The organism is Arthrobacter sp. zg-Y916, from assembly GCF_020907385.1.
Lineage (GTDB): Bacteria > Actinomycetota > Actinomycetes > Actinomycetales > Micrococcaceae > Arthrobacter_B > Arthrobacter_B caoxuetaonis.
Genome location: NZ_JAJJOD010000002.1, coordinates 1 through 20,939, shown reverse-complemented (window position 1 = coordinate 20,939; position 20,939 = coordinate 1). Strand labels below are relative to the sequence as shown.

At 66.1% G+C, this 20,939-nt stretch carries 19 protein-coding genes and 2 rRNA genes; 6 read left to right on the top strand and 15 right to left on the bottom strand.

Translation table 11 applies throughout. The features are described from left to right. Positions 1 to 9: 9 nt before the first annotated feature. Positions 10 to 1,917, bottom strand: coding sequence for an AMP-binding protein (locus LOC59_RS05360; protein ID WP_229970916.1), 1,908 nt, complete (start codon positions 1,915 to 1,917; stop codon positions 10 to 12). Positions 1,918 to 2,115: 198 nt separating this feature from the next. On the opposite strand from LOC59_RS05360, the gene LOC59_RS05355 reads away from it, so the two are divergent. From LOC59_RS05355 to LOC59_RS05340, 4 genes are all read left to right on the top strand, one after another. Beyond that, positions 2,116 to 2,763 (top strand): GntR family transcriptional regulator, encoded by a 648-nt coding sequence (locus LOC59_RS05355; RefSeq protein WP_229970914.1) that lies wholly within the window; start codon positions 2,116 to 2,118, stop codon positions 2,761 to 2,763. A gap of 12 nt (positions 2,764 to 2,775) precedes the next feature. Beyond that, entirely contained in the window at positions 2,776 to 4,293 is a 1,518-nt protein-coding gene (locus LOC59_RS05350) for an MmgE/PrpD family protein (RefSeq protein ID WP_229970912.1), read from the top strand. After that, on the top strand, positions 4,294 to 5,217 hold the full coding sequence (prpB, locus tag LOC59_RS05345) for a methylisocitrate lyase (RefSeq protein ID WP_229970910.1): 924 nt from the start codon (positions 4,294 to 4,296) through the stop codon (positions 5,215 to 5,217). A gap of 84 nt (positions 5,218 to 5,301) precedes the next feature. Further along, positions 5,302 to 6,435, top strand: a complete 1,134-nt coding sequence (locus tag LOC59_RS05340; protein WP_227917156.1) for a bifunctional 2-methylcitrate synthase/citrate synthase — start codon at positions 5,302 to 5,304, stop codon at positions 6,433 to 6,435. A 68-nt stretch (positions 6,436 to 6,503) separates the two neighbouring features. On the opposite strand, the gene LOC59_RS05335 is transcribed toward LOC59_RS05340, so the two are convergent. Next, positions 6,504 to 7,175, bottom strand: a complete 672-nt coding sequence (locus LOC59_RS05335; protein ID WP_229970908.1) for a MerR family transcriptional regulator — start codon at positions 7,173 to 7,175, stop codon at positions 6,504 to 6,506. A 131-nt stretch (positions 7,176 to 7,306) separates the two neighbouring features. Here LOC59_RS05335 and LOC59_RS05330 point away from each other — a divergent pair, with 131 nt between their 5' ends. Next, complete coding sequence (locus LOC59_RS05330) at positions 7,307 to 7,732, top strand: DUF4188 domain-containing protein (RefSeq protein ID WP_229970906.1); 426 nt, start codon at positions 7,307 to 7,309, stop codon at positions 7,730 to 7,732. 69 nt (positions 7,733 to 7,801) lie between these two features. Here LOC59_RS05330 and LOC59_RS05325 read toward each other — a convergent pair whose 3' ends face one another. The 11 genes from LOC59_RS05325 to LOC59_RS05275 form a co-directional block, all read right to left on the bottom strand. After that, positions 7,802 to 8,299, bottom strand: a complete 498-nt coding sequence (locus LOC59_RS05325; protein WP_229970904.1) for an 8-oxo-dGTP diphosphatase — start codon at positions 8,297 to 8,299, stop codon at positions 7,802 to 7,804. 9 nt (positions 8,300 to 8,308) lie between these two features. Continuing rightward, positions 8,309 to 8,479, bottom strand: coding sequence for a hypothetical protein (locus tag LOC59_RS05320; RefSeq protein ID WP_229970902.1), 171 nt, complete (start codon positions 8,477 to 8,479; stop codon positions 8,309 to 8,311). A gap of 336 nt (positions 8,480 to 8,815) precedes the next feature. After that, positions 8,816 to 9,871 carry a site-specific tyrosine recombinase XerD gene (xerD, locus tag LOC59_RS05315; RefSeq protein ID WP_269437283.1) on the bottom strand — a complete coding sequence of 352 codons (1,056 nt, stop codon included), beginning with the start codon at positions 9,869 to 9,871 and terminating at the stop codon, positions 8,816 to 8,818. A gap of 167 nt (positions 9,872 to 10,038) precedes the next feature. Continuing rightward, complete coding sequence (locus LOC59_RS05310) at positions 10,039 to 10,707, bottom strand: NUDIX domain-containing protein (protein WP_227897216.1); 669 nt, start codon at positions 10,705 to 10,707, stop codon at positions 10,039 to 10,041. A gap of 3 nt (positions 10,708 to 10,710) precedes the next feature. Continuing rightward, positions 10,711 to 12,405 carry a CTP synthase gene (locus tag LOC59_RS05305; RefSeq protein WP_279324719.1) on the bottom strand — a complete coding sequence of 565 codons (1,695 nt, stop codon included), beginning with the start codon at positions 12,403 to 12,405 and terminating at the stop codon, positions 10,711 to 10,713. Then, positions 12,402 to 14,150 (bottom strand): DNA repair protein RecN, encoded by a 1,749-nt coding sequence (gene recN, locus LOC59_RS05300; protein WP_227897218.1) that lies wholly within the window; start codon positions 14,148 to 14,150, stop codon positions 12,402 to 12,404. Before recN ends, LOC59_RS05305 begins: the two co-directional genes overlap by 4 nt. Then, the gene (locus LOC59_RS05295; RefSeq protein WP_227897219.1) at positions 14,147 to 15,091 is read right to left on the bottom strand and encodes an NAD kinase; all 945 of its coding nucleotides are present in this window, start codon (positions 15,089 to 15,091) and stop codon (positions 14,147 to 14,149) included. The genes recN and LOC59_RS05295 overlap by 4 nt, the downstream gene beginning before the upstream one ends. Before the next feature lie 54 nt (positions 15,092 to 15,145). Beyond that, the gene (locus LOC59_RS05290; RefSeq protein WP_229970901.1) at positions 15,146 to 15,991 is read right to left on the bottom strand and encodes a TlyA family RNA methyltransferase; all 846 of its coding nucleotides are present in this window, start codon (positions 15,989 to 15,991) and stop codon (positions 15,146 to 15,148) included. A 2-nt stretch (positions 15,992 to 15,993) separates the two neighbouring features. Next, the gene (locus tag LOC59_RS05285) at positions 15,994 to 16,257 is read right to left on the bottom strand and encodes a hypothetical protein (protein ID WP_229970899.1); all 264 of its coding nucleotides are present in this window, start codon (positions 16,255 to 16,257) and stop codon (positions 15,994 to 15,996) included. Between the two features lie 9 nt (positions 16,258 to 16,266). Beyond that, the gene (locus tag LOC59_RS05280; RefSeq protein ID WP_229970898.1) at positions 16,267 to 17,262 is read right to left on the bottom strand and encodes an HAD-IIA family hydrolase; all 996 of its coding nucleotides are present in this window, start codon (positions 17,260 to 17,262) and stop codon (positions 16,267 to 16,269) included. Then, positions 17,255 to 18,103 (bottom strand): hypothetical protein, encoded by an 849-nt coding sequence (locus LOC59_RS05275; RefSeq protein WP_229970896.1) that lies wholly within the window; start codon positions 18,101 to 18,103, stop codon positions 17,255 to 17,257. Before LOC59_RS05275 ends, LOC59_RS05280 begins: the two co-directional genes overlap by 8 nt. 6 nt (positions 18,104 to 18,109) lie before the next feature. On the opposite strand from LOC59_RS05275, the gene LOC59_RS05270 reads away from it, so the two are divergent. Next, on the top strand, positions 18,110 to 19,000 hold the full coding sequence (locus LOC59_RS05270; protein WP_229970894.1) for a hypothetical protein: 891 nt from the start codon (positions 18,110 to 18,112) through the stop codon (positions 18,998 to 19,000). 1,479 nt (positions 19,001 to 20,479) lie between these two features. Here LOC59_RS05270 and rrf read toward each other — a convergent pair. Together rrf and LOC59_RS05260 are read right to left on the bottom strand one after the other, a co-directional pair. Further along, positions 20,480 to 20,596: ribosomal RNA gene (gene rrf, locus LOC59_RS05265) — 5S ribosomal RNA — on the bottom strand. Between the two features lie 217 nt (positions 20,597 to 20,813). Next, a 23S ribosomal RNA gene (locus LOC59_RS05260) occupies positions 20,814 to 20,939 on the bottom strand; the annotation flags it as partial.

Below are 20,939 nucleotides of genomic sequence, written 5' to 3'. Positions count from 1 at the left end.
CCTCCGGGATCAGGTGCCGGGACGGAGCAACGGCATCAGGTCATCGAGCACCGAGCGGTCCTCGATGGTGGAGGGAACGATGAAATCGTCGCCGTCGGCAATCTGGCGCATGGTCTTGCGCAGGATCTTCCCGGAACGGGTCTTGGGCAGTGCTTCCACCACCCTTACGTCGCGGAAGTCCGCCACTGGACCGATCTGTTTCCGGACCAGGTCCGCGAGCGCTGACTGGACCTCTTCTTCCGTCGCCGTTGATCCGGCCTTGAGCACTACGTACCCGCAGGGGCGCTGGCCCTTCAGGCTGTCCCGCACACCGATGACAGCACACTCTGCCACGTCCGGGTGCTTGGCCACGGCCTGCTCAATTGCCCCGGTGGACAGGCGGTGCCCTGCCACGTTGATGACGTCGTCTGTCCTCCCCATGACAAAGACGTAGCCGTCCTCATCCACATATCCCGAATCCCCCGTCGCATAGCTGCCCTCGAAGGCTTCAAGGTAGGAGGCACGGTAGCGGTCGTCGCTCCCCCACAGCGTCGCGAGGGTTCCCGGCGGGAGAGGCAGGTCCAGCACAATGTTGCCTTCAGAGCCCGTCGCCACTTCGGCACCGGTCCCGTCCACAATGCGTACCCGGAATCCGGGCACCGGGAACGTTGGCGACCCTGCCTTGATCGGCTGCGGGTCAAGGCCCATGGGATTGGCACAAATCGCCCAGCCGGTTTCTGTCTGCCACCAGTGGTCCACCACTGGAATCTGCAGGGACTCCGACGCCCAGCGGAAGGTCTCCGGATCCAGCCGCTCACCCGCGGCGAAGAGGGTCCGCAGCTTGGAGATGTCATACCCGGCCAGCAGCGCAGCCTCCGGATCCGCGCGCCGGATCGCACGCAGCGCCGTGGGTGCCGTGAAGAGAACCTCCACACTGTGTTCTGCAGCTACCCGCCAGAACGCGCCCGCGTCGGGAGTTCCCACCGGCTTGCCTTCATACAGCACTGTCGCCGCGCCTGCGATCAGGGGTCCGTAGACGATGTAGGAGTGCCCGACCACCCAGCCGACGTCGGACGCCGTCCACATCACCTGGCCAGGGGCAATGTCGTAGATGTTGCGCATGGACCAGGCGAGCGCGACAGCGTGGGACCCGTTGTCCCGGACCACACCTTTGGGCGACCCCGTGGTTCCTGACGTGTAGAGGATGTACAGCGGGTCGGTCGCGGCTACGCTGACCGGCCCCTGGGGTTCGGCCGTCTCCGCCAGCTTTGCCCAGTCTGCCCACACTGTTCCGCCGGCGCCGTCGTATTCCTCTGCCGTGTGGCCAAAACCGTCCCGTGAGGCAACGACGACGGAACGCACCCGGTGCGCCGCGGTTTCCAGGGCCTCGGCCACTGCAGGCAGGTATTCAACCCGGCGCTTGGGCTCCAGTCCCCCGCTGGCAGTGACGACGACGTCGGGCCGGGCGTCATCGATGCGCGCGGCCAGTTCTGCGGCGGCAAACCCGCCGAACACCACGGAATGCACGGCGCCCAGCCGGGCGGTTGCCAGCATCGCGATGACCGCTTCGGGAACCATGGGCAGGTAAATCACTACCCGGTCCCCGGCACGGATCCCCTGGCCGTGCAGCACGCCGGCGAACATCTCCACCTCGGCCAGAAGTTCGCTGAAGCTGTAGGTCCGCTGGGTGTCCAGCATGGCGGAATCGTAGATGAGGGCCGCATCGTCGCCGCGGCCGGCCAAAACATGCCGGTCCAGGGCGTTGAAGCTGGTGTTCAGCTGTCCGTCCGGGAACCACCGGTAAAGCGGTGCACCCTGATCGTCCAGGGCCTGCCGGGGCACAACATCCCAGTCGATGAGGCCTGCGGCGTCCAGCCAGAATTTCTCCGGGTCCTCGACGCTTTCGGCATAGGTCTTCGCATAACCGTTAGTTCCCATGAATCCTCCTTGATCCGCAGGTTGGCGCGCCGCGGCCGGCGTCGTTCCCGCCATCCTAGGGGACACACGTCAGGCTGAAAAGAGTCTCCGTGTATACACACCACCTCTGGCCGTGAGCCAATCTCGTGGCCTAGTTCACTATCAGACCTTCTGTGTATACACTGAACCCAAACAGACCACTCTGCGGGAAGGGCACTCATGCGGGCCAGCGACAGGGCCTACGCCATGCTGCGGGAAGACATCGTCGAATGGCGGCTTCCGCCGGGAACGGTGCTGGGCGAGGTGGAACAGTCCCAGCGCCTCGGCATCTCCCGCACGCCGCTGCGTGAAGCCCTTGCCCGGCTCACCGCAGACGGGCTGGCAGCACCGCACAACGGGCGCGGCGTCGTCGTCACCCCTATTTCGGCGGACACCGTCGAATCGCTCTTCGAACTGCGTCAGGCCCTTGAATGCCAGGCCGCTTCCCTGGCCGCGGTCCGCTGCAATCCCGACGTGTTCCGAGCCCTGCGTGCCGACTTCGAGGCCGCGGCGGCCCGGCTGGATGCCGACCCGGACGAGGACCCGGCCCGGCGCGGCTACTACGCCCTGGTCGCCCGGCTCGATGCAGCGATCGATGAGGCCGCGGCTAACCCCTACCTCACCCAGGCCCTGGGCAACGTCCGCCTGCACCTGGCGCGTGTCCGCCGCCTCGCCAAGGACAACCCCGGCAGGCTCAGGGACACGGCAGCCGAGCACGCCACCATCGCCGGGGCAATTGCCGCAGCAGACCCTGCCCTTGCCGCAGCGGCTACCCGAATCCACCTGCACAAGAGCCTTGAACACTTCACCGCCGTCCACCACCCCTGAAAGGACCCATCAGTGAAATCCCATAACGTCCGCGTTTACCGCAGCGAGGAAAACCTCCCCCGCGAAGACCAGCTGGCCTGGAAGATCGCCGCCGTCGCAGCTGACCCCGTAGCCGTCACCGATGACGTCACGGACATGGTCATCAACCGCATTATCGACAATGCCTCCGTGGCCGTCGCTTCGCTGACCCGCGGTCCGATCGTCGCAGCCCGCGCCCAGGCGCTCTCCTTTGCACCGTCCTCCGGCGGATCCGGGGCAGCCGTCTTCGGTGTGGAGGAGAAGACCTCCCCCGAATGGGCTGCCTGGGCCAACGGCGTGGCCGTTCGTGAACTGGACTACCACGACACCTTCCTCGCCGCGGAATACTCCCACCCGGGCGACAACATTCCCCCGATCCTCGCGGCGGCGCAGCACACCGGCGCCTCAGGCGCGGACCTGCTGCGCGGGATCGCCACCGGTTACGAGATCCAGGTCGACCTGGCCAAGGCCATCTGCCTGCACAAGCACAAGATCGACCATGTGGCGCACCTCGGCCCGTCCGCCGCCGCCGGCATCGGCACCCTACTGGGCCTGGACACCGAGACGATCTTCCAGGCAGTGGGCCAGGCGCTGCACACCACCACTGCCACCCGTCAGTCGCGCAAGGGCGAAATCTCCACGTGGAAGGCACACGCCCCGGCGTTCGCCGGCAAGATGGCTGTCGAAGCCGTCGACCGGGCAATGCGGGGACAGACCTCCCCCACTCCGATCTACGAAGGCGAAGACGGTGTCATTGCCTGGCTGCTGGACGGGCCCGACGCCGCCTATACAGTGCCGCTGCCCGCACCGGGAGAGGCAAAGCGCGCCATCCTGGACACGTACACGAAGGAACACTCCGCCGAGTACCAGGCACAGGCGTGGATCGACCTGGCGCGCAAGATCCACCGTGAGCACCCGGAAACCGCAGATCCGGCCAACGTTGCGGCCGTGCTGATCTCCACCTCGCACCACACGCACTACGTGATCGGTTCCGGCGCCAACGATCCGCAGAAGTACGATCCCGCGGCCTCCCGCGAAACCCTGGACCACTCCATTCCGTACATCTTCACGGTCGCCCTGCAGGACGGCGCCTGGCACCACGTGGATTCCTACTCTCCCGAACGTGCCGGCCGCCCGGACACCGTAGCGCTCTGGCACAAGGTGACCACTGTGGAAGACCCGGAATGGACCCGCCGCTACCACTCGGTGGACATCGCCGAGAAGGCGTTCGGCGGACGGGTGGACATCACCCTCACCGACGGAACCGTGATCACCGACGAGATCGCCGTGGCCGATGCCCATCCCCTCGGTGCCCGTCCGTTCGTTCGCGCCGACTACATCAACAAGTTCCGCACGCTCGCCGCCGGACTGGTCTCCGAGGAGGAAATGGACCGCTTCATCACGGCTTCCGAACGCCTGCCCGAACTCGCCGCCGGTGAGCTCGGCCAGCTCAACATCACTGCCGCCGCCGGGATCATCGATCCCGCCGCCGCGCCGAAGGGACTGTTCTAAATGCTGTACTCCTCCACCACTCCCGAACAGAAGCGCATCGCGATGCGCGAAGGCCTGGCCTCCGGTATCCTGCAGCAGTATCCGGGTGCCTTCAACCCGCTCTCGGCCCGGCTGATTGAGGAAAAAGGATTCGACGGCGTCTATATCTCCGGCGCGGTCCTCGCCAACGACCTTGGCCTGCCGGACATTGGGCTGACCACGCTCACCGAGGTGGCGACCCGTGCCGGCCAGATCGCACGGATGACCGACCTCCCGGCAATTGTCGACGCCGACACCGGCTTCGGCGAGCCGATGAACGTGGCCCGCACCATCCAGGAACTCGAGAACGCCGGCCTGGCCGGCTGCCACATCGAGGACCAGTTCAACCCCAAGCGCTGCGGGCACCTGGATGGGAAGAACGTCGTCGACCTGGACACAGCCACCAAACGGATCCGCGCTGCCGCTGACGCCCGCCGGGATCCCAACTTCCTGATCATGGCGCGGACCGATATCCGCGCCGTCGACGGACTGCAAGCAGCCCAGGACCGGGCCCGGGCGCTCGTGGAAGCCGGCGCCGACGCAATTTTTCCCGAGGCCATGAAGACGGTGGAGGAATTCGCCGCCATCCGCGCCGTCGTCGACGTCCCGATCCTGGCGAACATGACCGAATTCGGCAAGAGCGAGCTGTTTACCTATGACCAGCTCGCCGCCGCCGGCGTCAACATGGTCATTTACCCGGTAACCCTGCTGCGCAGCGCGATGGGCGCAGCAGAGCGCACGTTGGAGGCCATCAAGGCCGACGGCACGCAGCAGGCAGCGGTTCCCAGCATGCTCACACGTGCACGCCTGTACGATCTGGTGGATTATGAGGCGTACAACCGCTTCGACACTTCGGTATTCAACTTCCAGGTCCCCGGTACAACCGGCACCGCGGCGCCGGCCTGACCCGGCTTCCGTTCCAGTTCCACCACGCAAGAAGAAGGCACACGCACCACCAGAACAGCGCACCATGACGAAGGAGTCCCAGACATGACCGACACAAACATCCACAAGGGCCTGGCCGGAGTGATGGTGGACACCACCCGCATCTCCAAGGTAAATCCCGACACCAACTCGCTGCTGTACCGCGGCTATCCGGTGCAGGAGCTGGCCGCCAAGTGTTCGTTCGAGGAAGTGGCCTACCTGCTCTGGAACGGTGAGCTGCCCACGGATGAGCAGCTGGCCGAGTTCGTGGAGGGTGAGCGGTCCCAGCGGGCGCTGACCCCGGAGCTGAAGGCAGTCATCGACGCCCTGCCGGTGACCTGCCATCCGATGGATGTCTGCCGCACGGCTGTGTCGGTCCTGGGCGCCCAGCATCCGCAGGCAGACGACTCCTCCGTCCTGGCCAACATGCAGAAATCGGTCAGCCTGTTTGCCGCCATGCCTGCCGTCGTCGCCTATGACCAGCGCCGGCGGCGCGGCGAGGACCTGGTGGAACCCCGGGATGATCTGGACTACTCCTCGAACTTCCTCTGGATGACGTTCGGTGAGGAAGCCGCCCCCGAGGTGGTGGAGGCGTTCAACGTGTCGATGATCCTGTACGCGGAGCACTCCTTCAATGCCTCCACGTTCACCGGCCGTGTCATCACGTCCACGCTCTCGGACCTGCATTCGGCCGTGACCGGAGCAGTCGGCGCGCTGAAGGGGCCGCTGCACGGCGGCGCCAACGAGGCGGTGATGCACACGTTCGAGGAGATCACCACCAGCGCCGGCGAGGGCGACGTCGCCGAGCACGCGGCAGGCTGGCTGGATGCCGCGCTGGCGGATAAGAAGAAGATCATGGGCTTCGGCCACCGCGTGTACAAGAACGGCGACTCGCGGGTGCCCACCATGAAGGCCTCCCTGGACAAGATGGTCAAGCACTATGACCGTGCCGACCTGGGCGAGCTGTACACGGCGCTGGAATCGGCCATGGGTGAGCGTAAGAACATCCTGCCGAACTTGGACTACCCGGCTGGGCCCGTGTACCACCTGATGGGCTTTGACACCCCCACGTTCACTCCGCTGTTCGTGGCTGCCCGGATCACCGGCTGGACCGCGCACATCATGGAGCAGCTGGAGGCCAACTCTCTGATCCGTCCCCTCAGCGCCTACGACGGCCCCGAGGAGCGGCACCTGGCCTAGCCGGGGGGCACCCGAGCATACGAAGGCCCGCCGCAGGGGAATCTGCGGCGGGCCTTCTGCTGTTCGGATCAGGAGTGTTTCGGCTCAGTTTCGCCGGCGGGCGAGGGAGGCGGAGCGGTGTCTGCGAAGTTTTTGGCGGAGACATCCTGCTGCGCCAGGCGGCGCAGCGCCAGGAGCAGCGGCTCGGTGAGGATGGTTCCCAGCACCACATACCGCATGGCTTCCGAGGAGCTCCCCAGCGGCACCTGCTCCAGTTCCCGGACGGCAAGCTCCCGCATGGCTGAGGCATACATTTCCGGGAACCCGGGCGGCGGCACAAACCCCGCCGCCTCCAGACCGGCCAGTGCCTCTTCGAGCCGGTACCGGGAGAGATGGTCGGCCGGATCAATGTTCCAGCCCAGCGAGGCAAGCATCGCGTCTGCCCTCGGGTGCTCCGTCATTGACTGTCCGGCCCTCGCACGCACGCCGGTGTCCAGCGCGTGGTGTGCCGCGCCGAGAAGCCCATGCGTGGACCCCGGTGGCTGGTCCAGCTGTTTCAACACCTCGCCGGCAGCCGCAATGGACAGCCCTCCGGGCCCCAGGAGGGCGCGGATAAGCCGCAGGCGGGACAGATGGTCCGCGCCGTACTCTGCCTGCCGAGGAGCTGTTTGCCGGCCTTCCGGAAGCAGGCCGCTCCGCAGGTAGAACTTGATGGTGGCCACCGGAACCCCGGACTCTGCCGCCAGCTCTGAAATTCGCATGGAGAACCCCCTTGTGCTGGATAGTGTAGCTCTCTAGTGTGGATAGCATCACTATCCAGTTAGCGAAATCAGGTGCCGTTATGGCTCGCGTTCTCAGCCACCGCTCAACCCACCAGCACACTGGCCCCCTTGTGGTATTCCTGATTGGCATGCGCATCAACCGCCCGTGGCGCCCGGACCTCTGGTTCCCGGTCTTTGCCGCCATGCCGCGGATGCTCAAGGAGCTGTCTTCCAACCCCGGCTCCGGCCTGCTGGGTTACCGGATGACCGTCGGATCCGGTGGTCCGCTGGTGGTGCAGTACTGGAAGACTGCCGAAGAGCTCTATGCCTACGCCAGCCAGACGAATGCAGAACACCGGCCGGCCTGGGCAGCCTTTAACCGCCGGGCCCGGAAGGCGCCGGGAGCCGTCGGTATCTGGCATGAGACCTTTCCGGTGGACCGTGCCGAATCAATGTACGTCGGCATGCCTGTATCCGGCTTGGCCAAGGCGACCGCAAGCCTGCCCGCACCAGACGGCAGCCGGGCAGCGGACCGGCTGGCCGCGGCGGGACACTAGCCGCCGCGAGCCTTCCGCCGCTCGGACCGCGCATCCGTCAGGGCACGCAGCCGTCAGGGCACGCAGCCGTCAGGGCGAGGAGAAGACCACGCTGCCCACACACTCGTTGTCTTCCGCGAGCGTCACGGCCGCGGCGAAGTACTCCCCGGAAAGAACCTTCGGCATCCAGTACGCGGAGTCTTCCCACATAGCCGCATACGGAACGGCATCCACCGGGTACCAGGCAGGTTCGATCTCCGCTGACGGCGCCGGCGCCCCGGACCAGGTCCAGGACCGGTAGACCACAGTGGACATGTCCCATTCCGGTCGTGAGGGAAACATGAACTCGATGGAACCGGCGGGTTCCAGGTCCCCTTCGGCAACGCTGACGCCGGACTCTTCGAAGACTTCCCGCACGGCCGCCTGTTCTGGGCTCTCCCCTGGCTCCACATGGCCGCCAAGCGTCACGATCCGGCCAATACCGAATCCGGTTTTCTTAAGCCCCAGCAAGACCTCGGGTCCGCCCTGACCTGTCTCGCGGAAGAGGAAACAGAGGACAACGGGGGAAGCACGCGGTGGACGGGGCATGCTCCCAATCTACTGCGAAGCCACCGCGACGCACGTTCCTGCGGGCAACACGGAGATCTCGCCGCGCCTGGCGGGGATCATCGGTGACCGGAGGATCGTGCCGCCGTCGGGGGTATTCATCAAGGCGAAGAAGGCACGGGTGCCGAACTGCAGCCGGAATTCGCCCGGGGGTACGTCCACGTGGAAGTCCGGGATGTCCCCCCCCCCCCCCCGCTGCTCAGGACGGGCACATAGCGCGGGGCGGGTGCAGCGGGGTCGATGGTCCACCCGCACGCCGTGGTGGCGGGCCATGTCAGCGAGTGCCACGAACAACCCGGCCCGGGGCACCATGCGTGAACTGAGACCGTCCTCCCTGCGGAATGCCATGGGAATGGTGCCGAGAATCCGCCCCCTTTTCCGTTGACAAAGCTCATTGCGTCGACCGGATAGCCGATCCCCTTGGTGGCTTGAGCAGTGCCGGCTAAGTCTGGCGCAGGTCAGCTGCTGCCCGAACCGGATACTGCGGACGGGCTGCGTCTACAGCGCCCGCGGGTGGGCTGCGGCGTAGACCTCGCGCAGTGTGTCGGCGGTGACCAGGGTGTACACCTGGGTGGTCGTTACGGATGCATGGCCGAGCAGTTCCTGGACCACCCTGACATCTGCGCCGCCTTCGATCAGGTGCGTGGCGAAAGAGTGGCGCAGGGTGTGCGGAGAAACATCCCGGTCAATCTTGGCGCGTTCCGCAGCGGTCTTGAGAATGGTCCAGGCACTCTGCCGGCTCAGCCTGCCGCCGCGGGCGTTCAGGAACAAGGCAGGTGTTCCCTTCCCCTTGGCGGCAGCTCCGGGACGGCCGCGCACAAGGTAGTCATCCAGCGCCCGGGCAGCATAGGAGCCCAGCGGGACGAGGCGCTCCTTCGACCCCTTGCCGAAGAGGCGGACGACGTCCGGCCCGTTGGCCGGGATACGTTCCAGCGACAGGTCATCGATGTCCAGGCCCACCGCTTCGCTGATGCGCGCCCCGGTGGAATAGAGGAACTCCAGCAGTGCCCGGTCGCGCAGTCCAGTGGGTGTGTCCAGCGGCACGGCTTCGAGGATCCGGGTTACTTCGTCCACGCTGATGGCCTTGGGCAGGCGCTTACCTGCCATCGGCGGGTGGACATCGGCTGCCGGATCGGTGGTGGTGATCCCTTCAAGTGCCCAGAACTTATGCAGGCCGCGTACCGCCACAATCGTCCGCGCCGCCGAACGCATGCTCAGCGCCGAGGCGCCGTCGGATCCTTCTGCGATGGAACGGGCGAACGCCGTGACGTCATGCCGGGTGATGGCGGCCGGATCGGCGCGGTCATTGGACGCAAGGAACCGGGCATACCGCACCAGGTCCCGACGGTAGGCGTCCACCGTGTTCTGGGCGAGCCCGCGTTCCACAGCCATGTGCTGGAGGTACGCGCCAATGGCACGTCCGACGGCGGTGGCCCGGAGGTCGTCGGCGGATCTCTGTGAGCTGCGGGCAGCGCGCGGTGCCTGCGGTGCAGCAGCAGTGGACTCCCCCGGACCAGCCGATACAGCGTCCTCGGAGGTGGCTGCGGCTGCCAGTCCGGACCGGTCGAGGACCAGGGTGGGGTTCAGCTGGGACTGGAGATCAAGCTCAATGGTGTCGTTGATCGAGGGCACAGGGAGGTCAGAGGCCCGGGAGCCTGCGGCCGGTCCTTGAGCGGAGGTGCTGCCGCCTGCGGCGGGGAAGGCGGGTATCACCCATGCCCCTAGCGGACGGATCCGTTGGGCCAGGTGTGGTGTTCGGTGTGATGCTCCGGCCACGGAGCATCTGCAGGACGCAGGTTCGCGTAGCCCGAGTTCCGGGCTGCAGCAGCCGCCAGCACGGCAGCGGCCGCCGAGGGGCTGTGCATTCGGCCCTCAAGGACCGCAGTGACGGCGTCGTCGAGGTCAACCCACATCATTTTGATCTCTGCTTCCTCATGGAAGCGCTCATGCCGCTCGTCAGCCGGCACATCATGCAGGCCACGGGCAAGGTAGATCCGCAGCTCTTCGCGGGATGATCCGGGTGAGAGGAAGAGGTCGGCCAGGACGTTCCAGTCCTCAGCCACCAGGTCTGCTTCCTCAGCCAGTTCGCGGACGGCTCCGGCAAGATAGTCCTCGCCCTCCACGTCCAGGAGGCCGGCGGGGATTTCCCAGAGCGTCATGCGGACCGGGTGCCGGTACTGGTTGATCAAAAGTACCTGGCCGGCGTCGTTCATGGCCAGGATGGCCACGGCACCGGGGTGCCGGATGTAGTCGCGGACCAGGGGTTCGCCGTCGTCAGCCAGGGTGAACTTCTCGCTCACCACGTCCCAGATGGGACCGCTGTAGACCACTGAGGAATCCAGCAGCCGTCGCGGACTCTGCTCGTCGGCAAACCCCTGGTTCTCGCTCATGCCTTACGCGTCCGCGCCCTGGTGGGCCAGTGCGGCCTTGATCAGGCCGGCAAAGAGCGGGTGCGGCCGGGTGGGCCGCGAGCTCAGTTCCGGGTGCGCCTGGGTGGAGACGTAGTACGGGTGCACGTCCTCGGGCAGTTCGACATATTCGACGAGCTGCCCGTCGGGCGAGGTGCCGGAGAAGACCAGACCGGCCTCGGCAATCTGGTCCCGGTACTGGTTGTTGACCTCGTAGCGGTGGCGGTGGCGTTCGGCGACGGCGGTCTTGCCGTACGTCTTGGCCACAACCGAACCTTCGTCCAGCTTCGCGTCCCAGAGACCCAGGCGCATGGTGCCGCCCATGTCGCCCTGGCCTGCAACGATTTCCTTCTGCTCGGCCATGGTCGCGATGACCGGGTACTTCGTGTCGGGTTCGAACTCGCTGGAGGATGCGCCTTCGAGGCCGACGACGTTGCGCGCGTACTCGATGACCATGCTCTGCAGGCCAAGGCACAGACCCAGGGTCGGCAGCTTGTTCTCGCGGGCAAACTTCAGTGCACCGAGCTTGCCTTCGAGGCCGCGGATACCGAAGCCGCCCGGGACACAGATGGCGTCCACGCCGGCCAGGGCCTTGCGGGCGCCTTCTTCGGTGGCGCAGTCATCGGAGGGGACCCAGCGGATCTTGACCTTGGTGCTGTTGGCGAAGCCGCCGGCGCGCAGGGCCTCGGTCACGGAGAGGTAGGCGTCGGGCAGGTCGATGTACTTGCCGACCAGTGCCACCTCGACGTGGTGCTTCGGGTTGTGCACGGCTTCAAGCAGGCGGTCCCACTTGGTCCAGTTGACGTCCTTGAACTTCAGTCCCAGGTGCTGGACGATGTACGCGTCCAGGTTCTGGGAGTGCAGTGTCTTGGGAATGTCATAGATGCTCGGAGCATCGGGGCAGCCGATCACGGCGTCGACGTCGACGTCGCACATGCGGCCGATCTTGTTGCGCATGGCGTCAGGGACCGGGCGGTCCGAGCGGATGACGATTGCGTCCGGCTGGATGCCGATGGAGCGCAGGGCCGCCACCGAGTGCTGGGTCGGCTTGGTCTTCAGTTCCTGCGACGGGCCGATGTACGGGACCAGTGAGACGTGCAGGAAGAAGACGTTGTTCCGGCCGATGTCCTGGCGGACCTGGCGGGCGGCTTCAAGGAACGGCTGGGACTCGATGTCGCCCACGGTGCCGCCGATTTCGGTGATGATGACGTCGGGGGTCTTCTTCGCCTCGGAGGGCAGGCGCATCCGGCGCTTGATCTCATCGGTGATGTGGGGAATGACCTGGACGGTGTCACCGAGGTACTCGCCGCGGCGTTCCTTGGCGATGACGGTGGAGTACACCTGGCCCGTGGTCACGTTGGCGGACCCGTCGAGGCTCTCATCGAGGAAGCGCTCGTAGTGTCCGATGTCGAGGTCGGTCTCAGCGCCGTCGTCGGTCACGAAGACTTCACCGTGCTGGAAGGGGTTCATTGTGCCCGGATCCACATTGAGATAGGGATCGAGCTTCTGCATCGTCACGGAGAGGCCGCGTGCCCGAAGCAGGTGACCGAGGCTGGAGGCCGTCAGTCCCTTACCAAGGGACGACGCCACGCCTCCGGTAACGAAGATGTGTTTGGTCGTAGAAGACGACTTGGGAAACCTGGAATTTGATCGCTGCACCACGGAATTCGAGCCTATCACCTTTTGTTGGTCTGGGTAGTTTCCCCACTGGGAACGGCTGCCGTCGCCAGTAGTTCCTCGGCGTGGGCACGGGCCGACTCCGAGTCCTCGTGGCCTGCGAGCATCCGGGCCAGTTCCCTGATCCGGGCTTCGCGGTCCAGCACGACGACGTCGCTGGCAGTGACGCCCGACCCGTCATCTGCGGAGGAAGAGGTTTTAATCACGCGGATGTGATGGCCTGCGAAGGCCGCCACCTGCGGGAGATGGGTCACCACGATGACCTGCACGTGGCGGGCGAGCATCGCCAGCCGCCGGCCGATTTCGATGGCTGCCTTGCCACCGACGCCGGCGTCCACCTCGTCAAAGACGAAGGTCGGAACCGGATCCACTTCGGCAAGCACTACCTCGATGGCGAGCATCACGCGGGAAAGCTCACCGCCGGAGGCGCCCTTGCCCAGCGGCCGCGCCGGTGCTCCGGGATGCGGAGCCAGCAGGAACTCGATCGCGTCCGCGCCCTGGGGGCCCAGGGCCGCGCTGGGATCCACGGTGATGACCAGGCGGGCGTCAGGCATGGCCAGCGCAGTGAGTTCGTCGCTGACGCGTCCTGAGAGTTCGACTGCGGCATCCGTGCGCAGCTTGGTCAGTCCCGCGGCCTGCTCCCAGAGACGTGCCTGGAGCTCGGTCAGTTCGGCTTCAAGGGATTCGATCCGGCTGCCGTCGTCTCCGAGCTCCGCCAGGCGGGCCCTGCCGGTTTCCGCCCATTCCAGGACTTCGTCGACCGAGGGGGCGTATTTGCGCACCAGAACAGCCAGTTCCGCGCGGCGGGCTTCAACCTCCGCCAGCCGGCCGGGGCCCTCGCCGTCCAGGGACGCACTGTAGCTGGACAGCTCAGCCGCAATGTCGGCCAGGATGTAGCCGACTTCCGCGAGCCGCTGGCCGGCCTGCGCCAGGGCCGGATCGTGCTCGCCTGCCAGTTCCAGCTGGCGCTTGGCAGCATCCACCAGCGACGTGGCATCCGATCCGTCGGCGAAGTCACCCGCGACAAGCGCCTGGTGCGCTCCCACGGACGCCGAACGCAGTTCCTCAATGTTGCCCAGGCGCATGGCCTCGGCCTTCAGCGTCTCGTCTTCTGCCGGTTCGGGGGCGACGGCGTCGATCTCTTCCAGCGACGCGGCGAGGTACTCGGCCTCACGGAGGCGTTCCCGTGCGGTCTCGCGCAGTTCCGAGAGCTCCGATTCGGCAGCCCGCCAGCGGTTGTAGCCGGTACGGTACTCTTCCAGCGCGGCGGCCAGGGACTCCCCCGCATACTTGTCCAGCGCTTCCCGCTGTGCTGATGAACTTTTGAGCCGCAGCTGGTCAGTCTGCCCGTGGACGGCCACAAGATGGTTGCCCACCTCGGACAGGACGCCCACGGGTGTCGCGCGGCCGCCCAGGTGGGCGCGGCTGCGTCCATCAGCGTTGACGGTACGGGCAACGATGAGTTCGACGCCGCCGTCAAACTCTTCCAGTTCGGCTCCCGCCTCCGCGGAACGCTCCGCCGCCGGACTCTGCGGAGGCAGCCGGACGACGGCTTCGGCCAGCGCCGATTTGGCGCCTGTACGGACGGCTCCTGCATCCGAGCGGGCACCGAGCAGCAGCCCCAGGGCAGTGATCACCATGGTTTTGCCGGCACCGGTTTCACCTGTCACCACAGTGAAGCCCGGGCCCAGGGTCAGCGTTGCGTCGGTGATGACGCCGAGGTCCCGGATGCGTATTTCTTCGATCACGGGAGGATACCTCCGTTCGCAGCCTGCTCTGGAGGCTGGTTCGCCGGTCCCCGCCAACCCTGGGTGGGGAGCTGGAACTTGTTGACCAGGCGCTCCGAGAAAGGCGTGTCGTGCGTGCGGGCCAGCCGGACCGGAACGTTGGAGCGTGTCACCTCCACGCGGGAGCCCGGCGGCAGGTCGATGCTGCGGTGCCCGTCGCACCAGAGGATACCGTTGGCGGCATTCCGGGACAGGATCTCCACCGCCAGGATGGAGTCCGGAGCGACGACGAGTGGCCGGGAGAACACGGCGTGGGCGCTGATGGGCGTAATCAGCAGTGCTTCGACGCCTGGCCACACGACGGGCCCTCCAGCGGAGAACGCGTAGGCAGTCGATCCCGTCGGGGTCGCCATGACCACGCCGTCGCAGCCGAAGGAGGAAATGGGACGTGCATCGACTTCCATGACCACTTCCAGCATGCGCTGCCGGTCTGCCTTTTCCACCGCGGCCTCGTTGAGCGCCCAGGTGTGTGCCAGCAGCGTGCTGTCCAGCCAGACCTTGACGTCGATGGTCAGCCGCTCTTCGACGGTATAGTCCCGGTCCACGACCCAGCCGACGGTTTTGTCCAGGTCTTCACGTTCGCTTTCGGCCAGGAAGCCGACGTGGCCCAGATTGACCCCCAGCAGCGGCACTTCCGTGTCCCGTACCAGTTCCGCTGCGCGCAGGATGGTCCCGTCTCCCCCAAGCACCATGCCCAGATCGACTTCGGTGAGCTGGACGTCTTCATCCAGGATTTCAGTCGGCGCAGTGAGCTGGCCATACTCAGCCTGGATATCTTCGAGGTCTTTGCGGCGCATCACGGGAACCAGGCCTGCGGCATGGAGCTGGGTGCAGACTTCCTGGGCCGCAGCCATCGCGGCACTGCGGCCGGTGTGCGCGATCACCAGTATTCGTCTGCTCATGTTGTCTCTGTGTCCTCTTCTGCCCCTGTGAAGGAAGCCGTGTGTAGCCGTCCGTCAGTCTTCTACGCCACCCGGTGCGTCCGCAAACGCAGCGGGCGCATCGAATAGCCGGTTGACCAGAGCCGTTGCCGCCGCCGAGCGTTCCCCGGCGTCCGGGATGGTCCCTGCGGGAACGCGCATCCACATAAAGAATTCCACATTCCCGTTCTGGCCGGGCAATGGACTGCGGGCGATTCCGGATATTTCCAGACCGGCGGCCACTGCCGCGTCAGTGACGCGGTCCACGGCCAGACGGTGCCTGGCGGGATCGGTGACGACGCCGGTGCGGTTCAGCAGCTCCCGTCCGACCTCGAACTGGGGTTTGACCATCAGCAGCAGGCTTCCGCCGGGCGCGGTGGCTGCGGCGAGGGGGACGATGACCATGGAGAGCGAGATGAAGCTGAGGTCGGCGACCGTCAGGTTCACCTGCCCGCCAATGTCCCCGGGGGTGAAATAGCGCACGTTCATACCCTCAAAGACGCGCACGCGGGGATCTGACCGGAGGGAATCAACCAACTGGCCGTGACCGACATCGACGGCGGCGACCTCACGGGCGCCTGCCCGCAGCAGCACATCCGTGAACCCGCCTGTCGAGGCACCGGCGTCCAGGCAGCGCAGTCCGGCAGGATTGACGGCCGGAAAGGCCGCCAGTGCACCGGCGAGCTTGTGGCCGGCACGGCTGACATAGTCCGGGCCGCCGTCGTCCGTCACCTGAAGCGGATCCTCCGGCTGGATTGGCGTTGAAGCCTTGGTGAGCACGCTTCCGGCGCGCAGGACGCGTCCTCCGGCGATGAGCTTTCCAGCATGGGTACGGGAGCGGGCCAGCCCCCGGGTTACCAGCTCCTGGTCCAGCCGGGCCACAGCTAGCCTGCTTCCAAAGAGGCAGGCCTGGTGGGCAGGCCCGGCTTCATGGACTGCGGGATGCCGGGAACGGGGCTTGTGCTCCCGGGCAGTCCGGCGGCGTCGTCGCTCAGCGCGGCCAGCAGACCGTCATGGAGGGTGCTGTACAGGGCGGCGTGCTCTGAAACAGGCATGTCTGCCACCTTGCCGAGCGCAGCGAGAACGGCATCGACGCCGGGGTCCCCTGTCTGCGGAACCGCAGGGTTGTCTCCGTTGATTTCTTCCACGCTCAAACCCTAGCTTCCGGCACCGACAACCCAGCGGACTTCGGGGGAAGCGGCTGCCGTGACTTCGGGGTTGGCGTCCCACCACGCCGCGCAGGCGGCGCGCCATCCGTCCAGGTCTCCCTCGGGAGCCGTGATCTCCACCGTCCCGCCGGAAACAGTTGCCAGCGCGGTACCGCAGCCGAAACCTCCGTCGGTGCGCTGCACGCTCGGGTACGGCTCATAGAGCGCACCAAGGTTGGGAATGAGGAAGTCCGGACGTTCAGCGGTGCGTGCCGCGAGGGCCGTGGCAGGGCTGTCCACGCCGGTCAGTACCAGTGCCGTCGCATAGCCGGCGTTGGTGCCGCCCAGGATGTCTGTGTCCAGCCGGTCGCCCACCACCAGGGGGCGCTCGACGCCCAGGTGCCGTGCCGCCGTCGTGAACAGGGGCGCTTCGGGCTTACCGGCGACTACCGGAGCCCGACCCGTCGCCGCAGCGACAGCTGCGACGAGAGTGCCGTTTCCGGGAGCGATCCCGCGGGCCTGCGGAATCGAAAGATCGGTGTTCGTAGCCACCCAGACGGCTCCTGCCGCGACGGCGAAGGCCGCTTCGGCAAGATCCTTCCAGCCCAGTCCGGGGTCGAATCCCTGGATCACGGCCGCCGGCTGGTCCTCAGCTGAGGGAACCGGCTCCAGCCCTTGGGCCCGGACCTGGTCGGTCAGCGTCTGGCTGCCAGTCACCAGGACGCGGCTGCCTGCCGGGACGAGTCCCGCCAGAAGTTCCGCGCCGGCCTGCGCGGAACCGAAGACATTCCCGGCCGTTGCCGGAGCGCCCAGCTCCCGCAGGTGCTCAGCCACCGTGGCCGATGACCTGGATGCGTTGTTGGTGATGTACGCCAGCTGCACCCCGGCCGCCTCAAGCCCCTGGAGGGCTTCCGGCGCGCCGGGGATGGCATGCGGACCTGCGTAGACAACGCCGTCGAGGTCAGCGAAGACCGCGTCGAAGCTGCCGACGAGCGGCTTAGTCATTGCGCTCCGCGGCGGCTTCCTCCGCTGTGTCTGACTCGGATGCTTCGGATGCTTCGCCGTCGGCATCTTCGGAATCCGGCTCGGCTTCCTCGGCACCCAGCAGTGCTTCGCGTTCGTCGCTGGGCAGGGCATCGTCATCGGACTCGCCGTCAAGGTCCAGCTCTGCCGAGGCTGCCTCGGGTGCCTGGGCGTAGTTGGCGCTGCGGTCCTCTGCTGCGGCCTGGCCGGCGTTGTCTGCGCTGGCGTCGTTGTCCCGGCGGAAGCGCGGCTTTGCCGGAGCTTCGTCGTCTTCACCGAGGTCCATGATTTCCGGTTCAGCGAAGTCTCCAACGCCAAGCGCGCTTTCGGCGACGACGGCCTGCCGGCGCCAGGTCTCAGCTTCCTTGCCGCGGCCGGCCAGCTCAAGGGCATCGGCGTAGGCACGGAAGAGGCGCGGGCTGTAGGAGAAGGCACGGTTCTTGTCGAGCTGCGGGATCTCGAGGGCGGACACGGCGGCGTCGAACTGGTCCATGTCCATCCGGGCACCTGAGGCCACAATCGCGACGTCGACCTTCACAGCGTTGTCGAGCTCGGCAACCTCTTCGGAACGCAGCAGGTCCAGTGCCCGGTCCGGACGGCCCAGACCGCGTTCGCAGTCGGCCATCATGGCCAGGTACTCGTTGGAGCCGCTGATCCGCCGGTGCGTGCGGAACTCGCGCAGTGCGTCGCCGAACTCGCCGGCGGCGTACGCCGTCAGGGCTACGGCTTCACGGACAGCTGCCATGCGTCCGCCGCGGCGGCTGGCTGCGAGGGCGTGCTGGAAAGCCAGCTCGGGGTCTGCATCGATCAGGCGGCCAGCCATGACCAGGTGCTTGGAGACCCATTCGCCGTTGACTTCTTCGAGGTTACGCAGCTGGGCGCGGGTAACCTTGTCCAGCTCCTGGCCTGTGACGTCATCGTCGATCTCCGGAGACCGCTCACGGTCTGCGCGGTTGGCGCTGCGCAGGTCGCGCGCATTGTGCTTGCGTTCCGTGACCGGTGCGTCATCGCCGGTGCGGCGCTGCGGCCTGTCATCCTTGCGGAACGGCCGGTCCGACGACGGACGGCGTTCGGAATCCTTCCGGAACGGCTTGCGCTCTCCGTCGCGGGACGGACGATCACCAAACGGCTTACGGTCTCCCCGGTCACTGCTGAACGGCTTACGATCACCATCACGGGACGGACGATCACCAAACGGCTTACGCTCACCACGCTCGCCACCAAAGGAACGACGCTCTCCGTCGCGAGCGGGACGATCACCAAACGGCTTACGCTCATCGCGACCACCGCTGAACGGCCGACGGTCCCCCTCGCGAGCCGGACGATCACCAAACGGCTTACGCTCACCCCGCTCGCCACCGAAGGAACGACGCTCACCGTCGCGAGCGGGACGATCACCAAACGGCTTACGCTCATCGCGACCACCACTGAACGGCCGACGATCCCCCTCACGCGCCGGACGATCACCAAACGGCTTACGGTCGCCACGATCGCTATTGAACGGCTTACGCTCACCGTCGCGGGCGGGACGATCACCAAACGGCTTACGGTCATCGCGACCACCACTGAACGGCCGACGATCCCCCTCACGCGCCGGACGATCACCAAACGGCTTACGGTCGCCACGATCGGCAAACGGCTTACGGTCGCCGCCTTCCTTGCTGAAGGGCTTACGCTCGCCATCACGAGCAGGACGGCCGGCGGAAGCCTGGCGGTCTGAATAGGACTTGCGCTGCGGGGGTTTGCGATCGTTAGCCTTGGGGCGTCCCTGGCTGTCTCGCTCTTCCCGGTTGTTCTGCTCGGACATGCTGAGTTCCTCTCGTCGTGAGCCGACCAACGGAATGTATGCAGTCGCTCGTCACTATGTATGTGTAGATAGGCGCAGGATCCACCTGCGAAAGTCGTGGGGACCTATAGGGTCCTCCTCAATTCTAGGGCAGCACGGAGAAGCTCCCGTCCGCCAGGCACCACCCAACGGGACGAGCGGGGTGAATCTTGCCACTATGGGCGGCGATCAAGGTCCTCCAACCATCGAGATGCCGTCGAGTCCTGGCATTAGAAGGACATCATGAGCGGCCATCCCTTATCGGCGCGAAACTCACACCTTCGACGTGCTCGCACATGTGGATGTTTCGCCTCCATTCAAACTGCTGCGGATACTCAAGAACACGGATTGCCGCGAATCCAGAGCGAGACCTCCGCCCTGCCGGAGGGCACCGCACGGGAACGGCGCAGATGCGGTGCGCCCCTTGGGAAGCTGTCCGCCAAGCACGGCGGTTTGGCTGGCACCGAGCGTCTCGGATGGTGGTGTACGCCATAAACGGCAGGTCATGCGACCTGACCGGTTTTGCTGCGTTTTGGGCTGATTCGTTTGCTGGGGGAATTTGCTGCACGGCGCCGTATCCGGATTTTCCCAAAACGACCGGTTTGTCCCGCAACGCAGTGAAACCATGCCACAGGGTGCAGCGAAATCCCCGAGCGCAGTGTTTCCGGACCCAAAGTGCAGTGTTTCCCCAAAGTGCAGCGTTTTGCCGGGACGCAGTGACTTTGCCCACAGTGCAGTGCCTGTACCCCCGGGAGGCAGCGTTTACCCTGGGGGCAGCCCCTGCAAGATGCTCAGAGCCTGAGCCACGCACGCCGCGGCACAACGGCACAATGCGGGGTGCTTCGGGCGGGAGTGGTGCTGCGGTGGTGTCCGGAGACCGGGTTTCCCGGCCGCAGTTGCTGGCTGTGTATCGCCACGAGGTCACTCCGACCACGGGAGTTACGGGGAATTGGAACCTGTCGAGCACCCTGAGGGGGCCTGCATGTAATGCCCGCCCCGGCCCGTGCCGGTGATTTTGCGCACTCGCCGCACCGCCCCATTCCGGTGCAGCCTCCAGCCCCGGCCGCGAGGTCATCGGGGCAACACCGGGAACTGTCCAACACGCCTCGCGGCTCCCGCCATGCCGCGTGATTTGCGCACCGATGATATTGCGCACCGGTCACGTCCGGCGGCTCATTCGGCCCGGCGGCACAGCCTCCAGCCGTCAGCCAGCGCTCCGGCACCCCGGAACCCGGCCCTCCGGCCAGGCCGGCACGCCCGGTAGCCGGCGACCCCGGGTTTGGGCGGGTTCAATCCGGTCGGGTTAAACAGGTCGGGCCCCGCACCAGGTGCGGGGCCCGTAGCCCGGAACCCCCAGGGGGGGTTCTAATGGTTGTCCGGCGGTGACCTACTCTCCCACACCCTCCCAGGTGCAGTACCATCGGCGCTGCGGGTCTTAGCTTCCGGGTTCGGAATGGGACCGGGCGTTTCCCCCGCGCAATGACCGCCGTAACCCTACCAACCCGGCACACACCCACCCGGACCGAGTCCGGTGGTATGGCGGGTAAATCAGTGGATTACACGATAACCGTGTATTCAATTAGTTCCTGCAACCAGAACAACCCTGGCGGGTTGTTGGCTGGGAACCACATAGTGGACGCAAGCAGCATGATCACAACACCCTGTACGTTGGGAAACCGTTTGAAGTCGTGTTTCCCCAGGTGTTGTTGTGGTGTAAGTTATCGGCCTATTAGTACCGGTCAGCTTCACGGGTCTTTAGTCCCCGCTTCCACATCCGGCCTATCAACCCAGTGGTCTGGCTGGGGGCCTCTCACACACAAGGTGTATGGAAATC